Annotated in this window: 21 protein-coding genes; 17 read left to right on the top strand and 4 right to left on the bottom strand. The window is 32.6% G+C overall.

Annotated features, from left to right (window positions below; genetic code table 11):
- Positions 1-136 precede the first annotated feature (136 nt).
- The 6 genes from B0I03_RS03350 (at position 137) to dnaG (ending at position 7,135) form a co-directional block, all read left to right on the top strand.
- Positions 137-1,294, top strand: a complete 1,158-nt coding sequence (locus tag B0I03_RS03350; protein WP_111566058.1) for a carboxypeptidase-like regulatory domain-containing protein — start codon at positions 137-139, stop codon at positions 1,292-1,294.
- 119 nt (positions 1,295-1,413) lie between these two features.
- Positions 1,414-2,394 (top strand): polyprenyl synthetase family protein, encoded by a 981-nt coding sequence (locus B0I03_RS03345; RefSeq protein WP_111566057.1) that lies wholly within the window; start codon positions 1,414-1,416, stop codon positions 2,392-2,394.
- A 239-nt stretch (positions 2,395-2,633) separates the two neighbouring features.
- A complete protein-coding gene (locus B0I03_RS03340) occupies positions 2,634-3,203 on the top strand; it encodes an RNA polymerase sigma factor (protein WP_111566056.1) in 570 nt (189 codons plus the stop codon).
- On the top strand, positions 3,190-3,873 hold the full coding sequence (locus B0I03_RS03335) for a hypothetical protein (RefSeq protein ID WP_111566055.1): 684 nt from the start codon (positions 3,190-3,192) through the stop codon (positions 3,871-3,873). Before B0I03_RS03340 ends, B0I03_RS03335 begins: the two co-directional genes overlap by 14 nt.
- 33 nt (positions 3,874-3,906) lie before the next feature.
- Positions 3,907-5,022, top strand: coding sequence for a hypothetical protein (locus B0I03_RS03330; RefSeq protein WP_111566054.1), 1,116 nt, complete (start codon positions 3,907-3,909; stop codon positions 5,020-5,022).
- 136 nt (positions 5,023-5,158) lie between these two features.
- Complete coding sequence (gene dnaG, locus B0I03_RS03325) at positions 5,159-7,135, top strand: DNA primase (RefSeq protein WP_111566053.1); 1,977 nt, start codon at positions 5,159-5,161, stop codon at positions 7,133-7,135.
- Here the strand turns inward: dnaG and B0I03_RS03320 are convergent.
- Complete coding sequence (locus B0I03_RS03320; protein WP_111566052.1) at positions 7,132-7,761, bottom strand: response regulator transcription factor; 630 nt, start codon at positions 7,759-7,761, stop codon at positions 7,132-7,134. The genes dnaG and B0I03_RS03320 overlap by 4 nt on opposite strands.
- Before the next feature lie 80 nt (positions 7,762-7,841).
- Positions 7,842-8,648: an NAD(+) synthase gene (nadE, locus tag B0I03_RS03315; protein ID WP_111566051.1), complete on the bottom strand. Its 807-nt coding sequence runs from the start codon at positions 8,646-8,648 to the stop codon at positions 7,842-7,844.
- 81 nt (positions 8,649-8,729) lie between these two features.
- Here nadE and gldB point away from each other — a divergent pair, with 81 nt between their 5' ends.
- Both gldB and gldC read left to right on the top strand, forming a co-directional pair.
- On the top strand, positions 8,730-9,692 hold the full coding sequence (gene gldB / locus B0I03_RS03310; RefSeq protein ID WP_111566050.1) for a gliding motility lipoprotein GldB: 963 nt from the start codon (positions 8,730-8,732) through the stop codon (positions 9,690-9,692).
- Between the two features lie 2 nt (positions 9,693-9,694).
- Complete coding sequence (gene gldC, locus B0I03_RS03305) at positions 9,695-10,021, top strand: gliding motility protein GldC (protein WP_111566049.1); 327 nt, start codon at positions 9,695-9,697, stop codon at positions 10,019-10,021.
- A gap of 43 nt (positions 10,022-10,064) precedes the next feature.
- Here the strand turns inward: gldC and yihA are convergent, their stop codons facing one another.
- Together yihA and B0I03_RS03295 are read right to left on the bottom strand one after the other, a co-directional pair.
- The gene (gene yihA / locus B0I03_RS03300) at positions 10,065-10,685 is read right to left on the bottom strand and encodes a ribosome biogenesis GTP-binding protein YihA/YsxC (RefSeq protein ID WP_111566048.1); all 621 of its coding nucleotides are present in this window, start codon (positions 10,683-10,685) and stop codon (positions 10,065-10,067) included.
- Positions 10,686-10,721: 36 nt separating this feature from the next.
- Positions 10,722-11,477 carry an alpha/beta fold hydrolase gene (locus tag B0I03_RS03295; protein WP_111566047.1) on the bottom strand — a complete coding sequence of 252 codons (756 nt, stop codon included), beginning with the start codon at positions 11,475-11,477 and terminating at the stop codon, positions 10,722-10,724.
- A 335-nt stretch (positions 11,478-11,812) separates the two neighbouring features.
- On the opposite strand from B0I03_RS03295, the gene mraZ reads away from it, so the two are divergent.
- Genes mraZ through murG form a run of 9 tightly spaced genes read left to right on the top strand, consistent with a single transcriptional unit; the run spans position 11,813 to position 22,055 of the window.
- Positions 11,813-12,283 (top strand): division/cell wall cluster transcriptional repressor MraZ, encoded by a 471-nt coding sequence (mraZ, locus tag B0I03_RS03290; RefSeq protein ID WP_111566046.1) that lies wholly within the window; start codon positions 11,813-11,815, stop codon positions 12,281-12,283.
- The gene (rsmH, locus tag B0I03_RS03285) at positions 12,258-13,166 is read left to right on the top strand and encodes a 16S rRNA (cytosine(1402)-N(4))-methyltransferase RsmH (protein ID WP_181452336.1); all 909 of its coding nucleotides are present in this window, start codon (positions 12,258-12,260) and stop codon (positions 13,164-13,166) included. The genes mraZ and rsmH overlap by 26 nt, the downstream gene beginning before the upstream one ends.
- A 3-nt stretch (positions 13,167-13,169) precedes the next feature.
- Positions 13,170-13,526, top strand: a complete 357-nt coding sequence (locus tag B0I03_RS03280; RefSeq protein ID WP_111566044.1) for an FtsL-like putative cell division protein — start codon at positions 13,170-13,172, stop codon at positions 13,524-13,526.
- Positions 13,517-15,499 carry a penicillin-binding protein gene (locus tag B0I03_RS03275; RefSeq protein WP_111566043.1) on the top strand — a complete coding sequence of 661 codons (1,983 nt, stop codon included), beginning with the start codon at positions 13,517-13,519 and terminating at the stop codon, positions 15,497-15,499. The genes B0I03_RS03280 and B0I03_RS03275 overlap by 10 nt, the downstream gene beginning before the upstream one ends.
- The gene (locus B0I03_RS03270) at positions 15,496-16,959 is read left to right on the top strand and encodes a UDP-N-acetylmuramoyl-L-alanyl-D-glutamate--2,6-diaminopimelate ligase (protein ID WP_111566042.1); all 1,464 of its coding nucleotides are present in this window, start codon (positions 15,496-15,498) and stop codon (positions 16,957-16,959) included. The genes B0I03_RS03275 and B0I03_RS03270 overlap by 4 nt, the downstream gene beginning before the upstream one ends.
- 59 nt (positions 16,960-17,018) lie before the next feature.
- Positions 17,019-18,239: a phospho-N-acetylmuramoyl-pentapeptide-transferase gene (gene mraY, locus B0I03_RS03265; protein ID WP_111566041.1), complete on the top strand. Its 1,221-nt coding sequence runs from the start codon at positions 17,019-17,021 to the stop codon at positions 18,237-18,239.
- 1 nt (position 18,240) lies between these two features.
- Positions 18,241-19,575 (top strand): UDP-N-acetylmuramoyl-L-alanine--D-glutamate ligase, encoded by a 1,335-nt coding sequence (murD, locus tag B0I03_RS03260; protein WP_111566040.1) that lies wholly within the window; start codon positions 18,241-18,243, stop codon positions 19,573-19,575.
- A gap of 39 nt (positions 19,576-19,614) precedes the next feature.
- The gene (locus B0I03_RS03255) at positions 19,615-20,970 is read left to right on the top strand and encodes an FtsW/RodA/SpoVE family cell cycle protein (RefSeq protein ID WP_111566039.1); all 1,356 of its coding nucleotides are present in this window, start codon (positions 19,615-19,617) and stop codon (positions 20,968-20,970) included.
- Entirely contained in the window at positions 20,970-22,055 is a 1,086-nt protein-coding gene (gene murG / locus B0I03_RS03250; protein WP_111566038.1) for an undecaprenyldiphospho-muramoylpentapeptide beta-N-acetylglucosaminyltransferase, read from the top strand. The genes B0I03_RS03255 and murG overlap by 1 nt, the downstream gene beginning before the upstream one ends.
- The last annotated feature ends 13 nt before the right edge of the window (positions 22,056-22,068 follow it).

The raw sequence follows: 22,068 nt of genomic DNA, 5'->3' as shown, positions 1-22,068 counted from the left end.
TAATTTACTTTTTCTAGTTTCAGAATCATAAAAAAAGATGTAAGAAATACGTGTTCTTTTGTAAGAAACAGTATCTTCGTGCAGCTGAATGCTTTGGTGAAAAATAAATTCAGTTTAACTAACACACATCTAAATTATGATTAAGCACACTTTATTATTTCTACTTTTTTTTACATTTAGTTTTTCTCAGGAAAATAGCACGAAAGGAATTGTTAAAGATGCAGAAACAAAAGAAACTATTCCGTTTGTAAATATTATTTGTAAAGATAATTCAGGTAATTTGACTGGTACGATGACAAACGAAGATGGAGAATTTTCGTTACATCGTATCAAAGAGGTTGAAATTAGCCACATCAATTACGAAACTAAGAAAGTTGTATTTGAAAACAAGGAAGTTGAAATTTATTTAACTCCAAAAGTGTATATTTTAGATGAATTAATAATTTCAAACGTTTCGGGAAGAGATTTTTTAAAATCGTTGATAAAAGATGCAAAAGTTCGTGCGGTTAAAAACAGTAAATTAAGTACTTATGGAAGGGAGATTGTAAAAATAAACAATCAATACACCAAGTATTCCGATGCAAAAATGGATTATTTTATTAAAAAAGGTAATGGCAAATCGGTTTTGCAAATAAATCAAAGTAGAGCTATAAAATCTAATTTACAAGATTCTACAAGTTCTGTTTTAAATGGTATGAATTCAGCTTACAATGTAAGGGATTATGTGAAATATGCTTATAATTTTGATGGTATTGAAAATCTTATCAAGAGTAAAGAATACACTTTTGATCGCTATTTAAGAAGAGATGCTTCTGGATTTGAATACGAATACATTAAAATAATTCCTAATGCAGAAAGCGATGAATTATTGTACGAAGGTTATGTTATCGTAGATAATAAATCTAATAAAATAATTGAATTTAAAGTTGAAATAGCGGATTCACATAAGAAAAACTCAAAACTTAAAAATATATTAATTGCCAAATTAAAACTTAATGATCAATCGGTTTGGTGTAAGTTTAAGTTTGTAAATAACCAATATGAATTGGTTTACTATAAAAACAGCTTCAGTCTTTACATTCAAATGGGTAAAAAAGTACACGATAATGTTAGCAGTACTTTTGATTTATTAGTTTTAGATGTTAAAAACGATGTTGAGATACCTGAAAAAGGTTTTGGTGGCGATACTATTTTTGAAGCAGGAACAAATTACACTCAGAAATTTTGGGAAATGAATAATGTTTTTCCTTTAAAAGAAAGCGAGCAACGATTTGTTGATTCTATTAAAAATTAATTTATTCTTCATTCTAAAAAAAAAGTAAAGAGATTTCGATAAAGTTCGAAGTCTCTTTTTTTATAATCTTTTGCTAAACTTTTGACTAACGAGTTTGTTTTTGTATTTTTGATACCTCAATGAAAATAACCGAACAAATAAAGCTCCCCATCGCAAATGAAATGGAACTCTTTGAAGAGAAGTTTCGCGATTCCATGTCTTCAAAAGTGGCTTTATTAAACAGAATTACACATTATATAGTAAACCGAAAAGGAAAACAAATGCGACCGATGTTTGTTTTCTTGACCGCTAAAATGGTTTCTGGTGGTGCTGTTAATGAACGAACCTATCGCGGTGCTTCGGTTATTGAATTAATTCATACCGCAACTTTAGTGCATGATGATGTAGTTGATGACAGTAATAAACGTCGTGGTTTTTTCTCCTTAAATGCCCTTTGGAAAAACAAAATTGCCGTTTTAGTTGGCGATTATTTACTTTCGAAAGGATTGTTGCTTTCTATTGATAATAATGATTTCGATTTACTAAAAATCATTTCTGTAGCCGTTCGCGAAATGAGTGAAGGGGAATTACTTCAAATCGAAAAAGCCAGAAGATTAGATATCACCGAAGATATTTACTACGAAATCATCCGACAAAAAACCGCTACTTTAATAGCGGCATGTTGTTCGCTTGGCGCTTGTTCTGTGGCTCCAGAAGATAAAGATGTGGTTGAAAAAATGCGTAAATTCGGAGAATTAATCGGAATGGCGTTCCAAATTAAAGACGATTTATTTGATTATACCGATGATGCCATTGGAAAACCAACCGGAATCGACATCAAAGAACAAAAAATGACTTTACCATTGATTTACGCTTTGAATAATTGTTCCTCAAAAGAAAAAAGTTGGGTAATCAATTCGGTTAAGAATCATAACAAAGATAAAAAGCGCGTAAAAGAAGTAATCCAATTCGTAAAAGACAAAAACGGATTAACGTACGCCGAAGAAAAAATGGTGCAATTTCAACAAGAAGCACTTTCATTATTACAAGATTTCCCAACATCTCCGTATAAAGATTCCCTTATTTTAATGGTAAATTATGTGATTGAAAGAAAAAAATAAAAACAATTTCAATTTCAAGGACAAAAGTCAATTTCAATTTTTAAAATTTCTTTAATTATTTCAATCTGTGTTCCTTAATTAGAAGTTTTTTTATTTTTTTAAAGATTCATACAACCATTTTAAAATCATTCTCGTCTATATAATTAGAAGCAATAATTCAATAACAAGAGCAAGAGCAAAAATCAATTTCAATTAGTATAAATTTGAGTTTGATATTGAACTTGACATTGAACTTGAAAATGAAAGTTATCCAGTTACATCAAGAAGAAAAACAACTCATTAAGTTGGCTGTCGAAAACAATCGACAAGCACAACAGCAGATTTATGCCAAGTTTTCTTCTAAAATGTTAAGTGTGTGTCGCCAATACATAAAAGACATTCACCACGCAGAAGATGTCATGATTACCGGATTTATGAAAGTGTTTACCAATCTGAAAAATTTTGAACACAAAGGTAGTTTTGAAGGTTGGATACGAAGAATTATGATCTATGAATGTATCGATTTTATTCGGGTGAAAAAGAATAATTTCAATCACCAAGATATAGATGATGTTACGGTAAGCGAGAATGAATCGGTGTATGAAATGGAAGATTTTTCGGTAGATGACATTCAAAATATGATTGATAATTTGCCCGATGGTTATAAAATGGTGTTTAATTTATATGCGATTGAAGGTTACAAACATCAGGAAATAGCCGAAATGCTCAAAATAAGTGAAGGAACATCAAAATCACAATTATCACACGCCCGAAAGTTATTGCAACAACAAATCACCGACTTAAAAAACAAATTAAATGGAACCAAATAAAATAGATAATCAAATAAGAGAAAAGCTGAATACTAGAGAAATTCAGCCTTCTGCTCAAGCTTGGGGCCGATTAGATGCGATGCTTACGGTTTCAGAAGAAAAAAAGCCAAAGAAAGGTTACGGATGGTTTTTTGTAGCCGCTTCTACAATACTTTTTTTAGGATTGGGATTTTTCCTTTTCAATTCAAACGAAACAACAGAAATTAATAATTCAACACCAATTGTAACAACTATTAACGAAGAAATTGATACGGTTGAAACCAATAAAATAGATGAAATTTCAGTTGAAAAAGAGCAACCCATTTTAGTTCAAAATGAAGTAAACTTTTCAAAAACGCAAAAAAATAAAAAATCAGAAGAAAGAAAGGAGTTGATAAAAGAGGAGAGTTTGACTAAAGATAATTCATCATCCATTATCCATCATCCATCACCCAACTCATACAAATACGTTTTGCCAGAAAATTTATTAGCCGAAGTTCAAACAGGAGAGAAAGTAATCACATCAGATAAAAAAACAAGTCCAAAAGCTAAAATGAAAGTAGATGCTAATTCATTGCTAACAAACGTTGAAAAAGAATTAGACGAAAATCACAGAGAAACTACTTTAGATAAATTAAATAGAAAGTTTAAAGATGCCAAATCGGCATTAGCCAATAGAAATTACGAATAATAAAAATCATCATTAATCAAAAATCAAACAGTCATGCAAAAAATTATTTTGTACACAATTATTATTGTGTTTAGTTTACTAACGAAAGCAGTTGCGCAAGAAAAAACATTTGAGCAACAAGCCAAAGAAATCGCGAATAACATTGAAATGATTACCACTGAAGAGAAAAACGCTTTAAAAAAAGAAGTTGAAGCTATCGATTTACAGGTGAAAGAAGGTAAAATTACAGCTGAAAATGCACAAGAATTAAAATTGAAAATTGCAGAAGAGCGCGCAAAAAATATCGAAACTAAAGTAGCTATTGAAGAAGCTAAATTAGCGCAATTGGTTCAAGACAAAGTAGACGGAAAAGTTTTAAATTCTGATGAAAAACCAAAAAGAGGAGGCACAATGATTGTTTTGGGTAGTAATTCAAAGGATTCAATTGGAGAAAATAGAACCGAAATCAACTTAGGTTCCATGAAAATTTACAATGGTGAAAAAGACAAAGCTGAAAGAAAATCAAAAAGAACAACATCACAATTTGTTTTTGCCTTTGGTTTAAATAACGTAATTACTGATGGAGAAAATTTAGAAGATTCAGATTACAGAGTTTGGGGGTCGCATTTTTATGAATGGGGAGTTACTTATAATTCAAGAATTTTCAAAAACAATAATTTGCTTCACGCTAAGTACGGACTTTCATTAATGTATAACAATCTTCGTCCAACGGATAATCGTTATTTCATAAAAAATGGTAATCAAACAGATTTAGTTACATCAACTATAAAATTAGATGATTCTCGTTTTAGAAACGTGTATTTAACTGCGCCATTGCATTTAGAATTCGATTTTACGCCAAAAAAACTTTCAAAAGATGGAACTAAGACGTATTTCAGAACACACGAGTCGGTTCGTTTAGGAATTGGAGGTTATGGAGGTGTTCGCATCAAATCAAAACAAATTTTAAAATACGAAGCAGACGACATTAAAGTAAAAGAAAAACAAAAAGGAGATTTCAATGTTTCTGACTTTACTTACGGCTTAAGTGCTTATTTAGGATATGGTCAAACCAGTCTATATGTTAAATATGACTTAAATCCAATGTTCAAGAACAATAATATAGATCAAAACAACGTTTCATTAGGATTACGCTTTGATTTTAATTAAATTTAGGGTTAAGTTAAGTTCTCTGTTTAAAAAAGCACTTCAGTCATATGAAGTGCTTTTTTTGTTTTCCTGCATTTTTTTATGGATTAACTTTACAACTTTGTATCTTTGAAACTTTCCAAAATAAAACTGTAATTTGATATCAAAAGACACCATAGAAAAAGTATTTGAAACCGCCCGAGTTGAGGAGGTTATAGGTGATTTTGTACAACTCAAACGCGCCGGAAGTAACTTGAAAGGATTGTCTCCGTTTGTAAACGAGAAATCGCCTTCGTTTATGGTGTCGCCTGTGAAACAAATTTGGAAAGATTTTTCCTCTGGAAAAGGCGGAAATGCCGTGACGTTTTTAATGGAACACGAACATTTTACTTATCCAGAAGCTATCAAATATTTAGCAGTAAAATACAATATCGAAATCGAAGAAACGGTTCAGTCCGATGAAGATGTAGCACAAGCGAATGAAAAGGAAAGTATGTATTTGGTTTCCGAATTTGCTCAGAAATATTTTCATCACACTTTATTAGAAACCGAAGAAGGAAAAGCTATCGGACTATCGTATTTTAAAGAACGTGGTTTTACATCTGATACGATAAAAAAATTCGGATTAGGATATTCGCCAGAATCTTGGGATGCTTTTACAAAAGAAGCATTAGGAAAAGGATATAAATTAGAATATTTAGACAAAACCGGACTCTCAATTGTTAAGGAAGACAAACAATTCGACCGATTCAAAGGTCGTGTTATGTTTCCAATTCAAAGTATGAGCGGACGTGTTTTGGGTTTTGGTGGTCGTATTTTGACCAATGATAAAAAAGCTGCAAAATACCTGAATTCGCCCGAAAGTGATATTTACCATAAGAGTAAAGTTTTGTACGGAATTTTCCATGCAAAGCAATCTATCGCCAAACTAAACAATTGTTATTTGGTGGAAGGTTATACCGATGTAATTCAAATGCATCAAGCGGGTATTGAGAACGTTGTGGCTTCTTCAGGAACAGCTTTAACGCCTGATCAAATTCGTTTAATTAATCGCTTAACGCCAAATATTACCGTGCTTTTTGATGGTGATGCTGCCGGACTTCGTGCTTCGATTCGTGGAATCGATTTGATTTTGGAAGCTGGAATGAACGTAAAAGTGTGTACGTTTCCTGATGGCGATGACCCAGATAGTTTTGCAAGAAAAACTTCGTATGAAGATTTGTTGCAATATTTCGAAGATAACGCCAAAGATTTCATTCAGTTTAAAGCGTCTTTATTGATGCAAGAAGCCAAGAATGATCCAATTAAAAAAGCCGATTTGATTCGAGATATGGTTATCAGTATTTCAAAAATTCCAGACCGAATTAAAAGAGAAGTTTACATTAAGGAATGTTCCCGAATCATGGATATTTCCGAAGATGTGCTTTTTAATACCTTAGCGCAATTAGTTAAGAAAGATGTATCGGAAGCAAATAAACAATACAAAGAGGAACAAAAAGCTTTTGAAGTTGTAAGAAACGATATTGCTCAGCCAACAACTAAAATAGATATTCAATACGAATTGGAACATAAAATCATTCAGATTTTGTTGTTGTATGGTGACAAAGAAGTTGAGTTTGAGGATACTATTTTAGCTCAAAATGAAGATGGAGAAATGGTTGAAGTAAAAGAGCAAAATAATTACAAAGTATATCAACGTGTTTATTTGAGTTTACAAGAAGATGAGGTAGAATTAGCTAACCCAATTTTTAAAGCAATTTTTAATCATTTAATTGCGTATTTTAATGAAAATGAGGTTTTTGAATTGGATAAATACTTAATGCAATTGCCTGAGGAATTAGCGCAAGAAGTCACCACGATTCTTATGAACGAAGAACGTGAGGTATTACACAATTGGGAAGTACAACAAATCTATGTAAAACAAAAAGAAACCACGATAAGCCAATACGTAACCGAGACGATTATCACATTGCGATGGTATTTAGTCAATAACATTATCGACGATTTGAAAAATTCAATTTCAACCGATGAAGACTCTGATAACTCAGAAACTCTGGAAATGGTAATGGCTTATTTGGGGTTAACACATATCTTTTCTAAAAACTTGGGTAGAGTTTTATCAAGATACAATTAAATTACATCTAAATCTTTTGCTTTTTTTAATAAGTCTACTAAGTTGGTAACATTTAATTTTGCCAACAAGCGCAACTTGTACGTACTGATTGTTTTTTCATCCAAACCAAGAATTTGAGCAACTTCTTTGTTTTTCTTACCGTCGTTAAGGTAGCGTAGTACTTCGATTTCTCTAGTAGATAATTTCTTGAACAAACGCTCCGATTTTTTCCCTTTACTAAGCATTTCAATGCTTTTCTTAACAGTTTCGCTAAAGATGACTTTGCCTTCTGTTACTTTTGTTATTGTAGCCTCTAGATCTTTTAAATCACTTTTTTTGGAAACGTAAGCTGAGACTCCCGCTTTAATTGCTGTTGGGGCATACATTTGTTCGGAAACATTTGTAAACAAAACAATTTTTGTTTCAGGAAAATCTTTCAGCAAGCTTTTGATGTCTCTAATGCTCGACAAACCATCTAATTCTACATCGAGAATAAGAATGTCACAACGTTTTGCTTCTAAAAGTGAAAGTAAAGATTCTAAGTTTTTAGCCGATGCAATAACTTCCATTCTGCTGTTACCATGAAAATACGACTGTAATCCATGGCTTACAACAGGTAAACTGTCTGCTATACCTATTTTGATCATAACTAAAAAATTATATTATTCGTAATATAAGGTCAAAGTTACTAAAAAAAAATGTAAATACTTGTTAATTATGAAGATAATTATTTAAGATTTTTCGGAATTTGACAAATTGGGATAGGATTCATTTTGTGTTGATTGATCGTATTAAGCCTTTTGTAAATTTTAAAAACTTCGGCTTCTCTTCCCGAAAAATTTTCAATAGTTTTTCCGTTTTCTACTTGATTCATAGCCCATTCCAGCTCGTTGTAATCAGCACCAATCTGATCTTCGTCACTTCTGTCGTCTCCAAACAAACCATCTGTTGGTTTGGCTTTTAAGATACTATCTGGAACTTGTAAAAATTCGGCAAGTAATCGTACTTCGCTTTTTACTAAATCTGCAATCGGACTAATATCAACGCCGCCGTCGCCATATTTTGTAAAAAATCCTACGCCAAAATCTTCTACTTTATTCCCAGTTCCTGCAACTAATAAGCCGTGAATTCCTGCAAAATAATATAAAGTTGTCATTCGCAAACGCGCACGAGTATTGGCTAACGATAAATTCAAAACAGCTTCATTTTCTGAAGACGGAACTTGGTTTTTAAACGTTTCAAAAACGGGAGTCAAATCGGCTCTTTCGTTAAAAACATTTGGGAAACGTTTTTTTAATTGGTCAATATGTTCGTTGGCTCTATTTACATGACTTTCTGCTTGGTGAATTGGCATTTCAACACAAAGTGTTGGTAAACCTGTTTGTGCACACAAGGTAGATGTTAGTGCGCTATCAATTCCACCCGAAATTCCCACAACAAAACCCTTTACTTTTGCGTTAGTAGCATAATCGAGTAACCATTTTACAATATGTTGGTTGATTTTCTCGGCTTGAAAGTTGTTGGAATTTGTCATTTTTTTATGAAAATTTATAAGTCGATAACTGTATATTTGCAAACTAATTTTGGTTCGATAAAAGTATAAAAAATACACTATATGAAGAAATTATTATTTGTCCTTGTAGCAATTTCTCTATTTTCATGCAAAGAAGAGAGTAAAGTAGAAGAGGCAGTAGCTAAAATTCCAATTGAATTTAAAGTGGAACGTTTTGATAGAATTTTTTGGACTTCAAAACCTGAAGATTTACAAAAAGTAAAAGCACAATATCCTTATTTTTTCCCATCGCATATTCCAGATTCAATATTAATTAATAAATTAAAGGATCCATTGTTGAAAGAGCTTTACAGTGAAGTTCAAATGCAATATCCTGAATTAGGAAAAATTGAAACCGACTTAGAAAAGCTATTTGCGCATGTACAATATTATTTTCCAAAGTACAAAACACCTCGCGTTATTACTTTAATTAATGAGGTAGATACAGATGGAAGAGTTTTTTATACTGATACGCTGGCATTAATTTCGTTAGATTGTTATTTAGGAAAAGACCACCGTTTTTACGTGGATTTTCCAGAATTTAAAAAGCCAGAAATGGAGCGAAATCAAATTTTACCAAATTTAGTAACTAGTTTTTGTTACGGAAAAATCGCTTCGCCAACAGATAGAACTTTATTGTCTGCTATGATTTATTATGGAAAAGAATTGTACATGAAAGATAAGTTAATTCCAGAATATTCAGATGCTGATAAAATTGGTTATACCGATATGCAAATCAAATTCTGTCAAGAAAATGAATATTACATGTGGAGTAATTTGGTTGAAAATAAATTATTATTCGATTCCAATCCTAAGAATGAATTACGATTTATTAAACCAGCTCCGTTTTCAAGATTTTATATTGAAATTGACAATCAAACTCCTGGAAGAGTTGGGCAATGGTTAGGCTGGCAAATCGTAAGAAGCTACATGGAAAACAACGAAGATATAACTTTAGAACAGTTATTAGCAATGGATGCTAAAACCATCTTCGATAATTCAAAATACAAACCAAAGAAGCAATAAATATGAAAACATCAGATATAAAAATTACCGTAGGTTTAGATGAAAATAACGTTCCTGATAAATTATTATGGACAGCACAAGATGGTGGCGTAGAGCAAGAAGAAGCAAAAGCAATGTTGTTATCAGTTTGGGATAGCAAAGCAAAAGAAACCCTTCGTATAGATTTATGGACAAAAGATATGCCTGTAGACGAAATGAAACAATTCTTTCATCAAACTTTAGTTGCAATGGCGGATACATTTCAACGCGCAACTGCTGATGAGAAAATGTCAGATACCATGCGAGATTTTTGTGATTACTTCGCCGAAAAAATGGATTTAAAAGCATAAAAAAAGTCGCTAGAAATAGCGACTTTTTTGTTTGATTTATTTTTTAAACAAATCCATTATCTTTAAAAATATCTTCATTAATTTGACCGATATATTCTAAAATTCCTTCTCTACCAATAGCTTCTAATGATGAAGTAACAAAATAAGGAGGCATTTCAGCCCAGTCACCAGCTAACAATTGTTTCTTATAAGCTTCCACATGATTGTTGACTTTGTTTTTCCCTAATTTATCTGATTTAGTAAAAATAATCGCAAACGGAATTTCGCTTTCTCCTAAATATTCCATGAATTCCAAATCAATTTTTTGAGCTTCTAATCTAATGTCGATTAAAACAAAGGCGCAAACTAATTGCTCTCTTTGCTCAAAATAATCCATGATAAATTGTTGGAAAACCGCTTTGGTTTTCTTAGAAACTCGGGCATAACCATAACCTGGTAAATCCACTAAAAACCAATTGTTGTTGATTTTAAAGTGATTGATTAACTGTGTCTTTCCTGGTTTTGATGAGGTTTTTGCCAAATTTTTATGATTCGTCAACATGTTAATCAACGATGATTTTCCAACATTGGAACGACCAATAAATGCGTATTCAGGTAAGCGGTCTTTCGGGCATTTGTCTACTTCTGAATTACTAATTACGAATTCGGCGGTATTAATTTTCATAAGCTATAAAATAAAATTCCCCAAAAAGGGGAACTATTATAAATTCTTCTTTTGTAACCAATCAAACAAAATTTGATTGAACTCTTCTGGGTGCTCCATCATGGCAGCGTGTCCACATTTGTCAATCCAAAATAACTCAGAATTTGGTAATAATTTATCAAACTCTTCAGCTACATTTGGTGGCGTTACCTTGTCATTTCTTCCCCAAATAATACAAGTTGGAGTAGTCATTTTTGGTAAATCTTTCGCCATATTATGACGAATAGCGCTCTTAGCAATCGTTAAAGTTTTAATCAATTTGATTCTATCATTAACTGTTGCAAAAACTTCGTCAACAATTTCTTTAGTTGCTATTTCTGGATTGTAAAAAACGTCTTCGGCTTTCTTTTTAATGTATTCATAATCACCACGTTTTGGGTAACTTTCTCCCATTCCGCTTTCATATAAACCTGAACTTCCTGTAATTACTAATGCTTTTACAAGTTCCGGATACATTTTAGTAAAATACAAACCAATATGTCCGCCTAACGAATTTCCAACAAGAATTACTTGATCAAATCCTTTGTGAACAATAAAGTCTTTAACAAATTTTGAAAAGGCTTTAACATTGGTTTTTAAAATATTTTGTGTGTAAATTGGTAATTCTGGAATTACCACTTTATATCCTTTAGGAGGAAAAAAATTAGCCACACCATCAAAATTACTAAGGCCGCCCATTAAACCATGAAGAATGATTATTGGGGTTCCTTCGCCAGCTTCAAAATAGGTGTATTTTTTTTCTTTTCTTAACATAAATTCCACTTAAGGTATTAGTTCTAATGATTGACAAATATACTATTTTATTGAAGAAAGTAAAGAAAAAAATGAAAGGCTAATTTTTGTGCTTTTACTGCTTGTAAAATGTTAGTTATCAACAATTTTATTAAAATTTTAACTAAAATAGTGTAAATCGGCTTAGTTGATTTTAAAGCTCCAAATCTTCTCAATTCTTGATTTTGCAAATAATATTTTGTTAAAAGTGGAAAACAGGGTTTTAAAATCTAAAAACTTATTAACAAAGTGGTAGTTTGTGGTAAAAAGTGGTAAAATTTTTCTAAATTTGTCCATATTCTAATCGAAAGAAAAAGTTGAAAACATTAATCGGGACATACGAGTGTAAGGTGGATGCCAAAGGAAGGCTGATGCTACCTACGTCACTAAAGAAACAATTGGGTTCTTTAGAGGAAGGTTTCGTGTTAAAACGTTCGGTTTTTCAGCCGTGTTTGGAATTATTTCCAATGGCGGAATGGAATAAAATGATGTTGAAAATCAATAAACTAAATCGTTTCAATAAAAAGAATGACGATTTTATCAGAAGATTTACAGCAGGAGTTAAAATGATTGAGATTGATGCAACAGGGCGACTTTTAATTCCGAAAGATTTAGTGGTTTTTGCTCAAATTGATAAAGATATTGTATTGAATTCAGCTATCAATATCATTGAAATTTGGGATAAAGATAAATACGAAAATGCGATTGAAAACGCTGTGGGTGATTTCGCGGATTTGGCAGAAGAAGTAATGGGTAATTTTAATGACGACGAAGATGGAATATCATAATCCAGTATTGTTAAAAGAAACAGTTGATGGATTGAATATTCATCCTGATGGTGTATATGTGGATGTTACTTTTGGTGGTGGCGGTCACTCGAGAGAAATTATGAGTCGTTTGGGAGAAAAAGGAAAATTATTCGCTTTCGACCAAGATTTAGATGCTTTAAAAAACGCAATTGATGACGAGCGATTTACTTTAATTAATGAAAATTTCAGATTCATTAAACGATTTTTACGTTTCCACGGAATCAAACAAGTGGATGGAATTTTGGCTGATTTAGGTGTTTCATCACACCAATTTGATGTGGCGGAAAGAGGTTTTTCAACCCGATTTGATGCTGAATTGGATATGCGAATGAATCAAAAAGGAGATATCAGTGCGTATCATGTGGTTAATGAATATGATGAACAAGATATTGCAAGAGTTTTGTTTGATTACGGCGAATTAAAAAACGCTAGAGCGATGGCAAATGTAATCGTAACCGCTCGAAAAGATAAAGAAATCCGAAATTCTGACGAATTGAAAAAAGTGTTGGCAAAATTTTTACCAGGACATAAAAGCAATAAAATTTTAGCCCAAATATACCAAGCCATTCGTATTGAAGTCAATCAAGAAATGGATGTTTTGAAAGAATTTTTAGAGCAATCATTAGAAATTCTAAAACCAGGCGGAAGATTGAGTGTTATCTCATATCACTCATTAGAAGATAGATTGGTAAAGCGTTTTGTAAAAAACGGCATGTTTGAAGGAGAGCCAGAACGTGATTTCTTCGGAAATTTTGAAGTTCCTTTCAAAACCATTGAAAAACTAATCGTACCAACCGAAGAAGAAATTGCAATAAACAATAGAGCACGAAGCGCAAAATTAAGAGTAGCCGAAAAATTATAAAGTATGAAAGACGGAATTTACAGTTTATTAAAAGCCAAGTTTCTTGTTAGTGATGACGCTCTTAAGAACTGGAAATTTATTGTTTTTCTTGTGGTTTTAGGAATGGTTGCTATTGCAAATAATCATCAATACGATGAAAAAAATTACCGAATTACTGAATTAAGCAATCAAGTTAAAGAATTGCGTTCTGAATTTGTAGACCGTCGTTCGGAATTGATGAAATTAAAAATGGAATCTACGGTAGCAAAGAAAATGGAATCACGAAATATTTTGCCTTCCGAAGTTCCGCCTGTAAAAATCGTTGTTGAAGATAAAGAAAGTAAAAAAAGTTTTTGGGATAAATTAAAAATATGGCAATAGAAGATAAAAAAATATCGTATCGCATGTATTTTGTAGCTGTTATGTTTTTCATAATGGCTGTATTTATTTTGATAAAACTCAACAATATTCAATGGGTTGAAGGTCCGTATTACAGAAAATTAGCAAAAGAAAGAACAGTTAAGAATTTTACTATTCCAGCAAATAAAGGAAATGTATATTCTGCGGACGGAAGTTTGTTAGCAACATCAATTCCAGAATACACTATTTATTTTGATGCGGTGGCGCCATCTTCAGAGCATTTCAAAGAAAATATTCAAGCACTTTCAGATTCGTTATCGGTTATGTTTGGAAAGTCATCCGGACATTATCAAGCAAAATTACAAAAGGCAAGAGCTAATAAAAGTCGCTACGTTTTTATCGCCAAAAAATTGAGCTATACCGAACAAATGCGTTTGAAATCGTTTCCATTATTTAATAAAGGAGCAAACAAAGGCGGAATCATCATTGAACAAAAAATAGTAAGAGAACACCCAATTGGTTTGGTGGCAAAAAGAACCATCGGTTATGAGCGCTCAAACGAAGATGGAAAAGGTTTGGAATACGCTTTTCGCGATTATTTAAACGGGAAAAATGGCCACAGAATGATGCAAAAAATTGCAAAGAATCAGTGGAAACCTATTAGCGATGTAAATGAAAAAGAGCCACAAGATGGTTATGATATTATTTCAACTATTGATGTTTACATTCAAGATATTGCACATCATGCTTTGTTAAAACAATTAGAACATTACAGCGCTGATCACGGTTGTGTGGTGGTAATGGAAACCAAAACAGGACACATTAAAGCCATTTCAAATTTAGGAAGAGCAGATGATGGTTCGTATTATGAAACGCAAAATTATGCAATTGCAGAATCTCATGAACCAGGTTCAACATTCAAATTAATGGATTTGATTGCGGTTTTAGATGACAAAAAAGCAGATACGAGTACTGTTTATGATTCAAAAGGAGGTAGAATTCAATATTACGGAAGATCTGTTAAAGATTCTAATGGGAAAGGTTACGGAAAAATTTCTTTAGCAAGAGGATTTGAGTTGTCATCTAACACCATTTTAGTACAATCAGTATATGATAGTTACAAGAGTAATCCAAAACAATTTGTAGATAGAATCAATAGTTACGGATTAAATAAGCCACTTGGTTTGCCAATAAAAGGAGAAGGAATTCCAGTTATTCCTCAGCCAGGAACAAATCGTTGGTCGGGAGTGGCATTGCCATGGATGGCTTTTGGTTATGGATTATCTGTAACTCCGTTGCAAACTTTGACATTATATAATGCGGTTGCCAATGATGGTGTAATGGTAAAACCAATTTTCGTAAGCGAAATCAAAGAATGGAATAAAACCATCAAGAAATTTGATACCCAGGTCATCAATCCGAAAATCTGTTCACAAGAAACTTTAGATAAAGTTCATGCCGTTTTAGAAAATGTAGTAAAGAAGGGAACGGGTTCTAAATTGTATTCGAAAGATTTCTCAATGGCAGGAAAAACGGGAACGGCTCAAGTAAATTATAAAGACAAATCAAAATTATATTATGCTTCTTCTTTTGTTGGATATTTTCCAGCAGACGAACCAAAATATTCTTGTATTGTAGTAGTTCACAAACCAAATGTTGCGGCTGGATATTACGGAGCCGATGTTGCTGGACCCGTTTTTAAAAGAATCGCACAAAAAATATTTACTGATTCTCCATCAACAAATCATGTTAAAAATATCAATGCAAAAGTAGTTTCTCAAGAAAAAAAATATTCAGAGTATTATAAAAAAGTAGAAAAAGAAGAGCGAATTATTCCAAATGTAAAAGGAATGGACGGAATGGACGCTGTAGCTTTACTAGAAAATTTAGGATTAAAAGTAAAGGTTATTGGTGTTGGAAGAGTGAAAAAACAATCACTAACATCGGGACAAGCTTTTAACAAGAATCAAACTATCATAATCGAATTATCGTGAAGCAATTAAAAGACATATTATATAAAGTACACATTGAAGCAGTTCATGGAGCTACCGATATTACTGTTTCAAAAATTGAATTCGATTCGAGAAAAATTGAATTGAATGATGTTTTCGTGGCGATTAGAGGAACGCTTTCTGATGGTCATGATTATATTGAAAAAGCACTAAGTCTAGGTGCTATTGCAGTAATTTGTGAAGAATTCCCAAGTGTAATTGTAAACGGTGTTACTTATATTAAAGTAAAAGATTCTAACGAAGCGTTAGCTTTTTTAGCAGCTAATTACTACGAAAATCCTTCAGAAAATATCAGATTAGTTGGTGTAACAGGAACGAATGGTAAAACTACAATCGCCTCTTTATTGTATCAATTATTTAAAAAAGCAGGTTATAAAGTTGGATTGTTATCAACCGTTAAAATCATGGTTGACGAACAAGAATTCAAAGCAACGCATACCACTCCAGATTCTTTAACTATTAACAAGTATTTAGATTTGATGGTGCAAGAAGGTTGCGAATTTTGCTTTATGGAAGTTTCTTCGCACGGCGTTCATCAAAAAAGAACAGAAGCGTTACACTTTGAAGGTGGTGTTTTCACCAATTTATCACACGATCATTTAGATTACCACAATACGTTTGCTGAATATAGAGATGTAAAAAAATCGTTCTTCGATAATTTACCTAAATCAGCTTTTGCAATTACTAATATCGATGACAAAAACGGATTGGTAATGCTTCAAAATACAAAAGCTAAGAAATTGACTTACGCATTAAAATCGTATGCTGATTACAAAGCCCAAATTTTAGAAAACCAATTATCAGGATTGTTATTAAAAATCAATGATAACGAAGTTTGGGTGAAATTAATTGGCTCGTTCAACGCATATAATTTATTAGCGATTTACGGAGTTGCAGTAGAATTAGGAATTGAAAAAGTAGAAGCGTTACGTTTACTTTCTGAGTTAGAAAGTGTTTCTGGACGTTTTCAATTTATTGTTTCAGATTCTAAAATTACGGCAATTGTAGATTATGCTCACACACCTGATGCATTGGAAAATGTATTAAAAACGATAGAAGATATCCGCACTAAAAACGAACAATTAATTACAGTTGTAGGTTGTGGTGGCGATAGAGATAAAACGAAAAGACCAATTATGGCAAACATCGCTTCATCAATGAGCGACAAAGCCATTTTTACATCCGATAATCCTAGAACCGAAAATCCGGAAACGATTATCGAAGAAATGGAAAAAGGAGTAGAACCTCAAAATTTTAAGAAAACTGTTTCGATTTTAGATAGAAAACAAGCCATTAAAACCGCTTGTCAATTGGCAAATCCAAACGATATTATTCTTATCGCAGGAAAAGGTCATGAAACGTATCAAGAAATTAACGGAGTTCGTCATGATTTCGACGATTTACAAATAGTAACTGAGTTATTAAAACAATTGAATAAATAGTAGCAGTAAAGTTTTCAAGAGCTAACTCTTAAACTTTTAAACACATAAACTTTTAAACTATGTTATATTACATCTTTCAATACTTAGACAAAGCCTTTGATGTTCCTGGAGCAGGAGTTTTTCAATACATTACTTTTCGCTCGGCATTAGCTTTTATTTTGTCGTTGTTAATTGCTACGATTTATGGTAAAAAAATTATCAATTATTTGAGAAACCAACAAGTAGGTGAAACGGTTCGTGAACTTGGTTTAGAAGGACAAACCGCAAAAGCAGGAACGCCAACAATGGGTGGAATTATTATCATTTTGGCGACTTTAATTCCAGTTTTGTTATTGGCGAAGTTGAATAACATTTACATCATTTTGTTGATTGTAACCACACTTTGGATGGGAACAATCGGTTTTATTGATGACTATATCAAAATTTTCAAAAAAGACAAACAAGGTTTAAAAGGGATTTTCAAAGTAATTGGTCAAGTTGGTTTGGGTTTAATCGTTGGAACTGTTTTGTATTTGAGTCCAGATGTAACGGTTCGTAAAGATACTTTAACATCAAGAGTAAAAATTGAAAACAACATAAAACCAGCCGATTTAGAAGAAAAATCAACAGCAACAACAATTCCTTTTTTCAAGAATAATGAATTCGATTACGCTGAAGTATTATCATTTATGGGTGATAATTACAAAGATTACGCTTGGCTGATTTTTATTCCAATGGTAATTTTAATCATCACAGCAGTTTCAAACGGTGCTAATTTAACTGATGGAATTGATGGATTAGCTGCAGGAACTTCCGCAATTTCCGTGCTCACTCTCGGATTGTTCACTTTCGTTTCGGGAAACATCATTTTCTCAGATTATTTGAACATCATGTACATTCCAAATTCGGGTGAAATGACGGTTTACATCGCAGCATTTGTTGGAGCTTTAGTAGGATTTCTTTGGTACAACGCTTATCCAGCATCAGTATTCATGGGAGATACAGGAAGTTTAACTATTGGTGGAATTATCGCAGTAATTGCAATTGCTATTCGTAAAGAATTAATGATTCCGGTGGTTTGTGGTATTTTCTTAGCTGAAAATTTATCGGTTATGATTCAAGTGAGTTATTTCAAATATACCAAAAAGAAATATGGTGAAGGAAGACGAATTTTCCTAATGTCACCATTGCATCACCACTATCAGAAAAAAGGTTATCACGAAAGTAGAATCGTAACCCGCTTTTGGATTGTTGGAATTCTGTTAGCAATTTTTTCACTCGTTTCTTTAAAATTAAGATAAGATGCGACTGGTAGTTTTAGGCGGAGGCGAAAGTGGAGTAGGAACCGCCATATTAGGAAAGAAAAAAGGATACGATGTTTTTGTATCGGATTTTGGAAAAATAAAAGAAAATTATAAAGAAGTTCTTACCATTAATGGAATCGCTTGGGAAGATGAAAAGCACACAGAAGAATTAATTCTGAATGCCGATGTAGTAATGAAAAGTCCAGGAATTCCCGAAAAAGCTCCCATCGTAAAAAAGCTTATCGAAAAAGGAATTCCAGTAATTTCTGAAATCGAGTTTGCTATTCAATTTACAGATGCAACAACAGTCGGAATCACTGGAAGTAACGGAAAAACAACCACAACGCTTTTGACGTATCATTTGTTAAAACAAGGTGGTTTAAATGTAGGATTAGCAGGAAATATTGGAAAAAGCTTCGCTTGGCAAGTGGCCGAAAACAAGCACGATATTTATGTATTGGAATTGAGCAGTTTTCAATTAGACGGAATCATAAACTACAAGCCACACATTGCAATTATTACGAATATTAGCCCAGATCATTTAGACAGATACAATTACGATTACAGTTTATACATCAATTCTAAATTTAGAATTACAAAAAATCAAACAGAAGCCGATTATTTGATATATGACAATGAAGACGAAGCGATTCAAAATTGGTTAAAAAACAATAAGATAAAAGCAAATAAAGTTCCTTTTTCATTAACAGGAAAACCTGAAATTGACGGAGGATTTATAGAAGACAACAACATCAACAGTACTATTAAAAACGAATTATTTACTATGCCAATCAACGAACTAGCACTAGAAGGAAAACACAACATTAAAAATGCAATGGCAGCAACAGCTGTAGCGCAATTGTTGAACATTAGAAAACAAACCATCAGAGAAAGTTTGACTAATTTCCAAGGAGTAGAACATAGATTAGAAAAAGTATTGAAAATTCAAGGGGTACAATACATCAACGATTCTAAAGCTACGAATGTAAATTCAGTTTTCTATGCTTTGGATAGTATGAATGCTCCAACGGTTTGGATTGTAGGTGGTGTTGATAAAGGAAATGATTATGATGAATTAATGCCTTTAGTTCGTGAAAAAGTTAAAGCTATCGTTTGTTTAGGTGTTGATAATACAAAAATCATCAACGCATTTAATAATGTAGTTGATGTAATGGTAGAAACAACTTCTATGTCTGAAGCAGTTCAATTAGCGCAACGTTTAGCAGAAAAAGGAGATAGCGTATTATTGTCGCCAGCATGTGCAAGTTTCGATTTATTCGAAAACTACGAAGACAGAGGAAAACAATTCAAACAAGCGGTTCACAATTTGTAATAAACAATAAACAATAAACAATAAACAATAAACAATAAAATGTTCGATATCATTGGTAAAATAAGAGGAGATAAAACCATATGGGCCATAGTTTTTCTATTGGCTTTGGTTTCTTTTTTGCCAGTGTATAGCGCTAGTACCAATTTAGTTTACGTTATCGGAAACGGAACGACAATCGGACATTTAATTAAACATGCTATTCATGTTTTGTTGGGTTTTGTAATCATTTATTGGATTCACAAAATGCCTTATCATTATTTCAAAGCCTTATCCATTTTTGGTATTCCTTTAGTAGCATTGCTATTGGTTTACACATTATTCAAAGGAACAGAAATTGGTGGTGCAAACGCTAGTCGTTGGATTCAAATTCCGTTTGTAGGAGTGAGTTTCCAAACGTCTACCTTAGCATTCATTGTTATAATGGTTTACGTGGCGCGTTATTTGGCAAAAGTTAGCGATAAAGTATATTCGTTTAAGGAATCATTTTTAGAATTATGGGTGCCTGTTGGAGCGGTTTTAGTGCTGATTTTACCCGCCAATTTTTCAACAACAGCCTTAATTTTTGCCATGATTTGCATGTTAATTTTCATCGGACAATATCCTTTAAAATATTTAGGATATGTTTTAGGAATGGGATTGGCAGCTTTAATGTTATTCTTGTTATTAGCAAAAGCATTTCCAGATAATAAATTCTTCAGTAGAGTTAGTACTTGGGAAAATCGTATCGAACGTTTTACCAAAGACACGCCAAATGAAGACGATTACCAAATTGAAAAAGCAAAAATCGCTATCGCTTCTGGTGGTGTAATTGGATTAGGAGCAGGAAAAAGTGTTCAGAAAAATTTCTTACCGCAATCTTCTTCCGATTTTATTTTCGCAATTATTGTGGAAGAATGGGGATTAGTCGGTGCAGTAACCATCATTGGATTGTATTTGTTATTGTTAATTCGTTTTGTTATCAATGCTCAAAAAGCTTCGAGTTTATTCGGAAAATTATTAATCATCGGACTCGGATTCCCAATCATATTCCAAGCATTTGTGAATATGGGAGTTGCCGTAGAATTATTGCCAGTAACAGGGCAACCTTTACCCTTGATAAGTAGTGGAGGAACTTCCATTTGGATGACATGTATCGCTGTTGGAATTATTTTAAGTGTTACCAAGAAAGAAGAAGAAGTTGCTTTAGACTTAGAAGAAAAACGTAAACGTGATGAAGCTTTACAGCAAATTATTGATGCGCAAGTGGCTTTGAATGAAGAGAAAGATTCCGATGAAAATCAGCAAAAAATAAACGAGATTAAAAGTTCGATTAGAGAATCTTTAATCGAAGATGGAAACGGAGATGTGTTAGTAAACGGACAAAATCCGATGAACGCAGTTTTAAATAAAAAGTAATGAAAAAACCAAGATTCATAATAAGCGGAGGCGGAACTGGCGGGCATATTTATCCAGCTGTTGCGATTGCAAACGAATTAAAATCTCGTTTTCCAGAAGCAGAGTTTCTTTTTGTAGGTGCCAAAGATAAAATGGAAATGCAAAAAGTACCTCAAGCAGGTTACGCCATCAAAGGATTGTGGATTTCAGGAATTCAAAGAAAATTGACTTTAGATAATGCGATGTTTCCATTCAAACTACTTTCAAGTATGTGGAATTCATTCCGAATTATCAAAAATTTTAAACCTGATGTTGTAATTGGAACGGGAGGTTTTGCAAGCGGAGCCGTTTTGAAAGTGGCTTCGATGTTAAATATTCCAACGGTTATTCAAGAGCAAAATTCGTATCCTGGAATCACGAATAAATTATTAGCTAAAAAAGCGAATAAAATTTGTGTCGCTTACGAAAATTTGGAACGATTTTTTCCAAAAGATAAAATGATTTTAACTGGAAATCCAGTGCGTCAAGATTTGATTAACGAAGCAAGCAAAAGTGAAGCTATCGCTTATTTTAAATTAGATGCAAATAAAAAAACATTGTTGGTTTTAGGCGGAAGTTTAGGTGCTAGAAGAATTAACCAATTGATTGAAAAAGAATTGGATTTTCTATTGAGTCAAAACATTCAAATCATATGGCAATGCGGAAAATTGTATTTGAACGATTACTCAAAATATAATGAAAAAGAAAACGTTCAAGTAGTAGCTTTTATTGATAGAATGGATTTGGTTTACGCTGCTGCGGATGTTGTAATTTCACGTTCAGGAGCATCATCTGTTTCGGAATTGTGTATTGTGGGAAAACCAACGATTTTTATTCCATCACCAAATGTTGCCGAAGATCATCAAACAAAAAACGCTAAAGCAATTTCAGATAAAAACGGAGCTATTTTGATAAGAGAATCAGAATTAGAATCTCAATTTGAAACGGTTTTTTCCGATTTAATTTCAAACGAAAGCAAACAAGCTGAATTAAGTCAAAACATAAAAAAATTAGCACTGCCAAATGCTACAAAGCAAATCGCAGACGAAATAATGAAATTAGTTTAAATGTTTTCAATTT

The organism is Flavobacterium aquaticum, from assembly GCF_003259835.1.
In the GTDB taxonomy this organism is placed as follows: Bacteria; Bacteroidota; Bacteroidia; order Flavobacteriales; family Flavobacteriaceae; genus Flavobacterium; species Flavobacterium aquaticum.
This window is presented reverse-complemented; position numbering and strand designations above follow the sequence as displayed.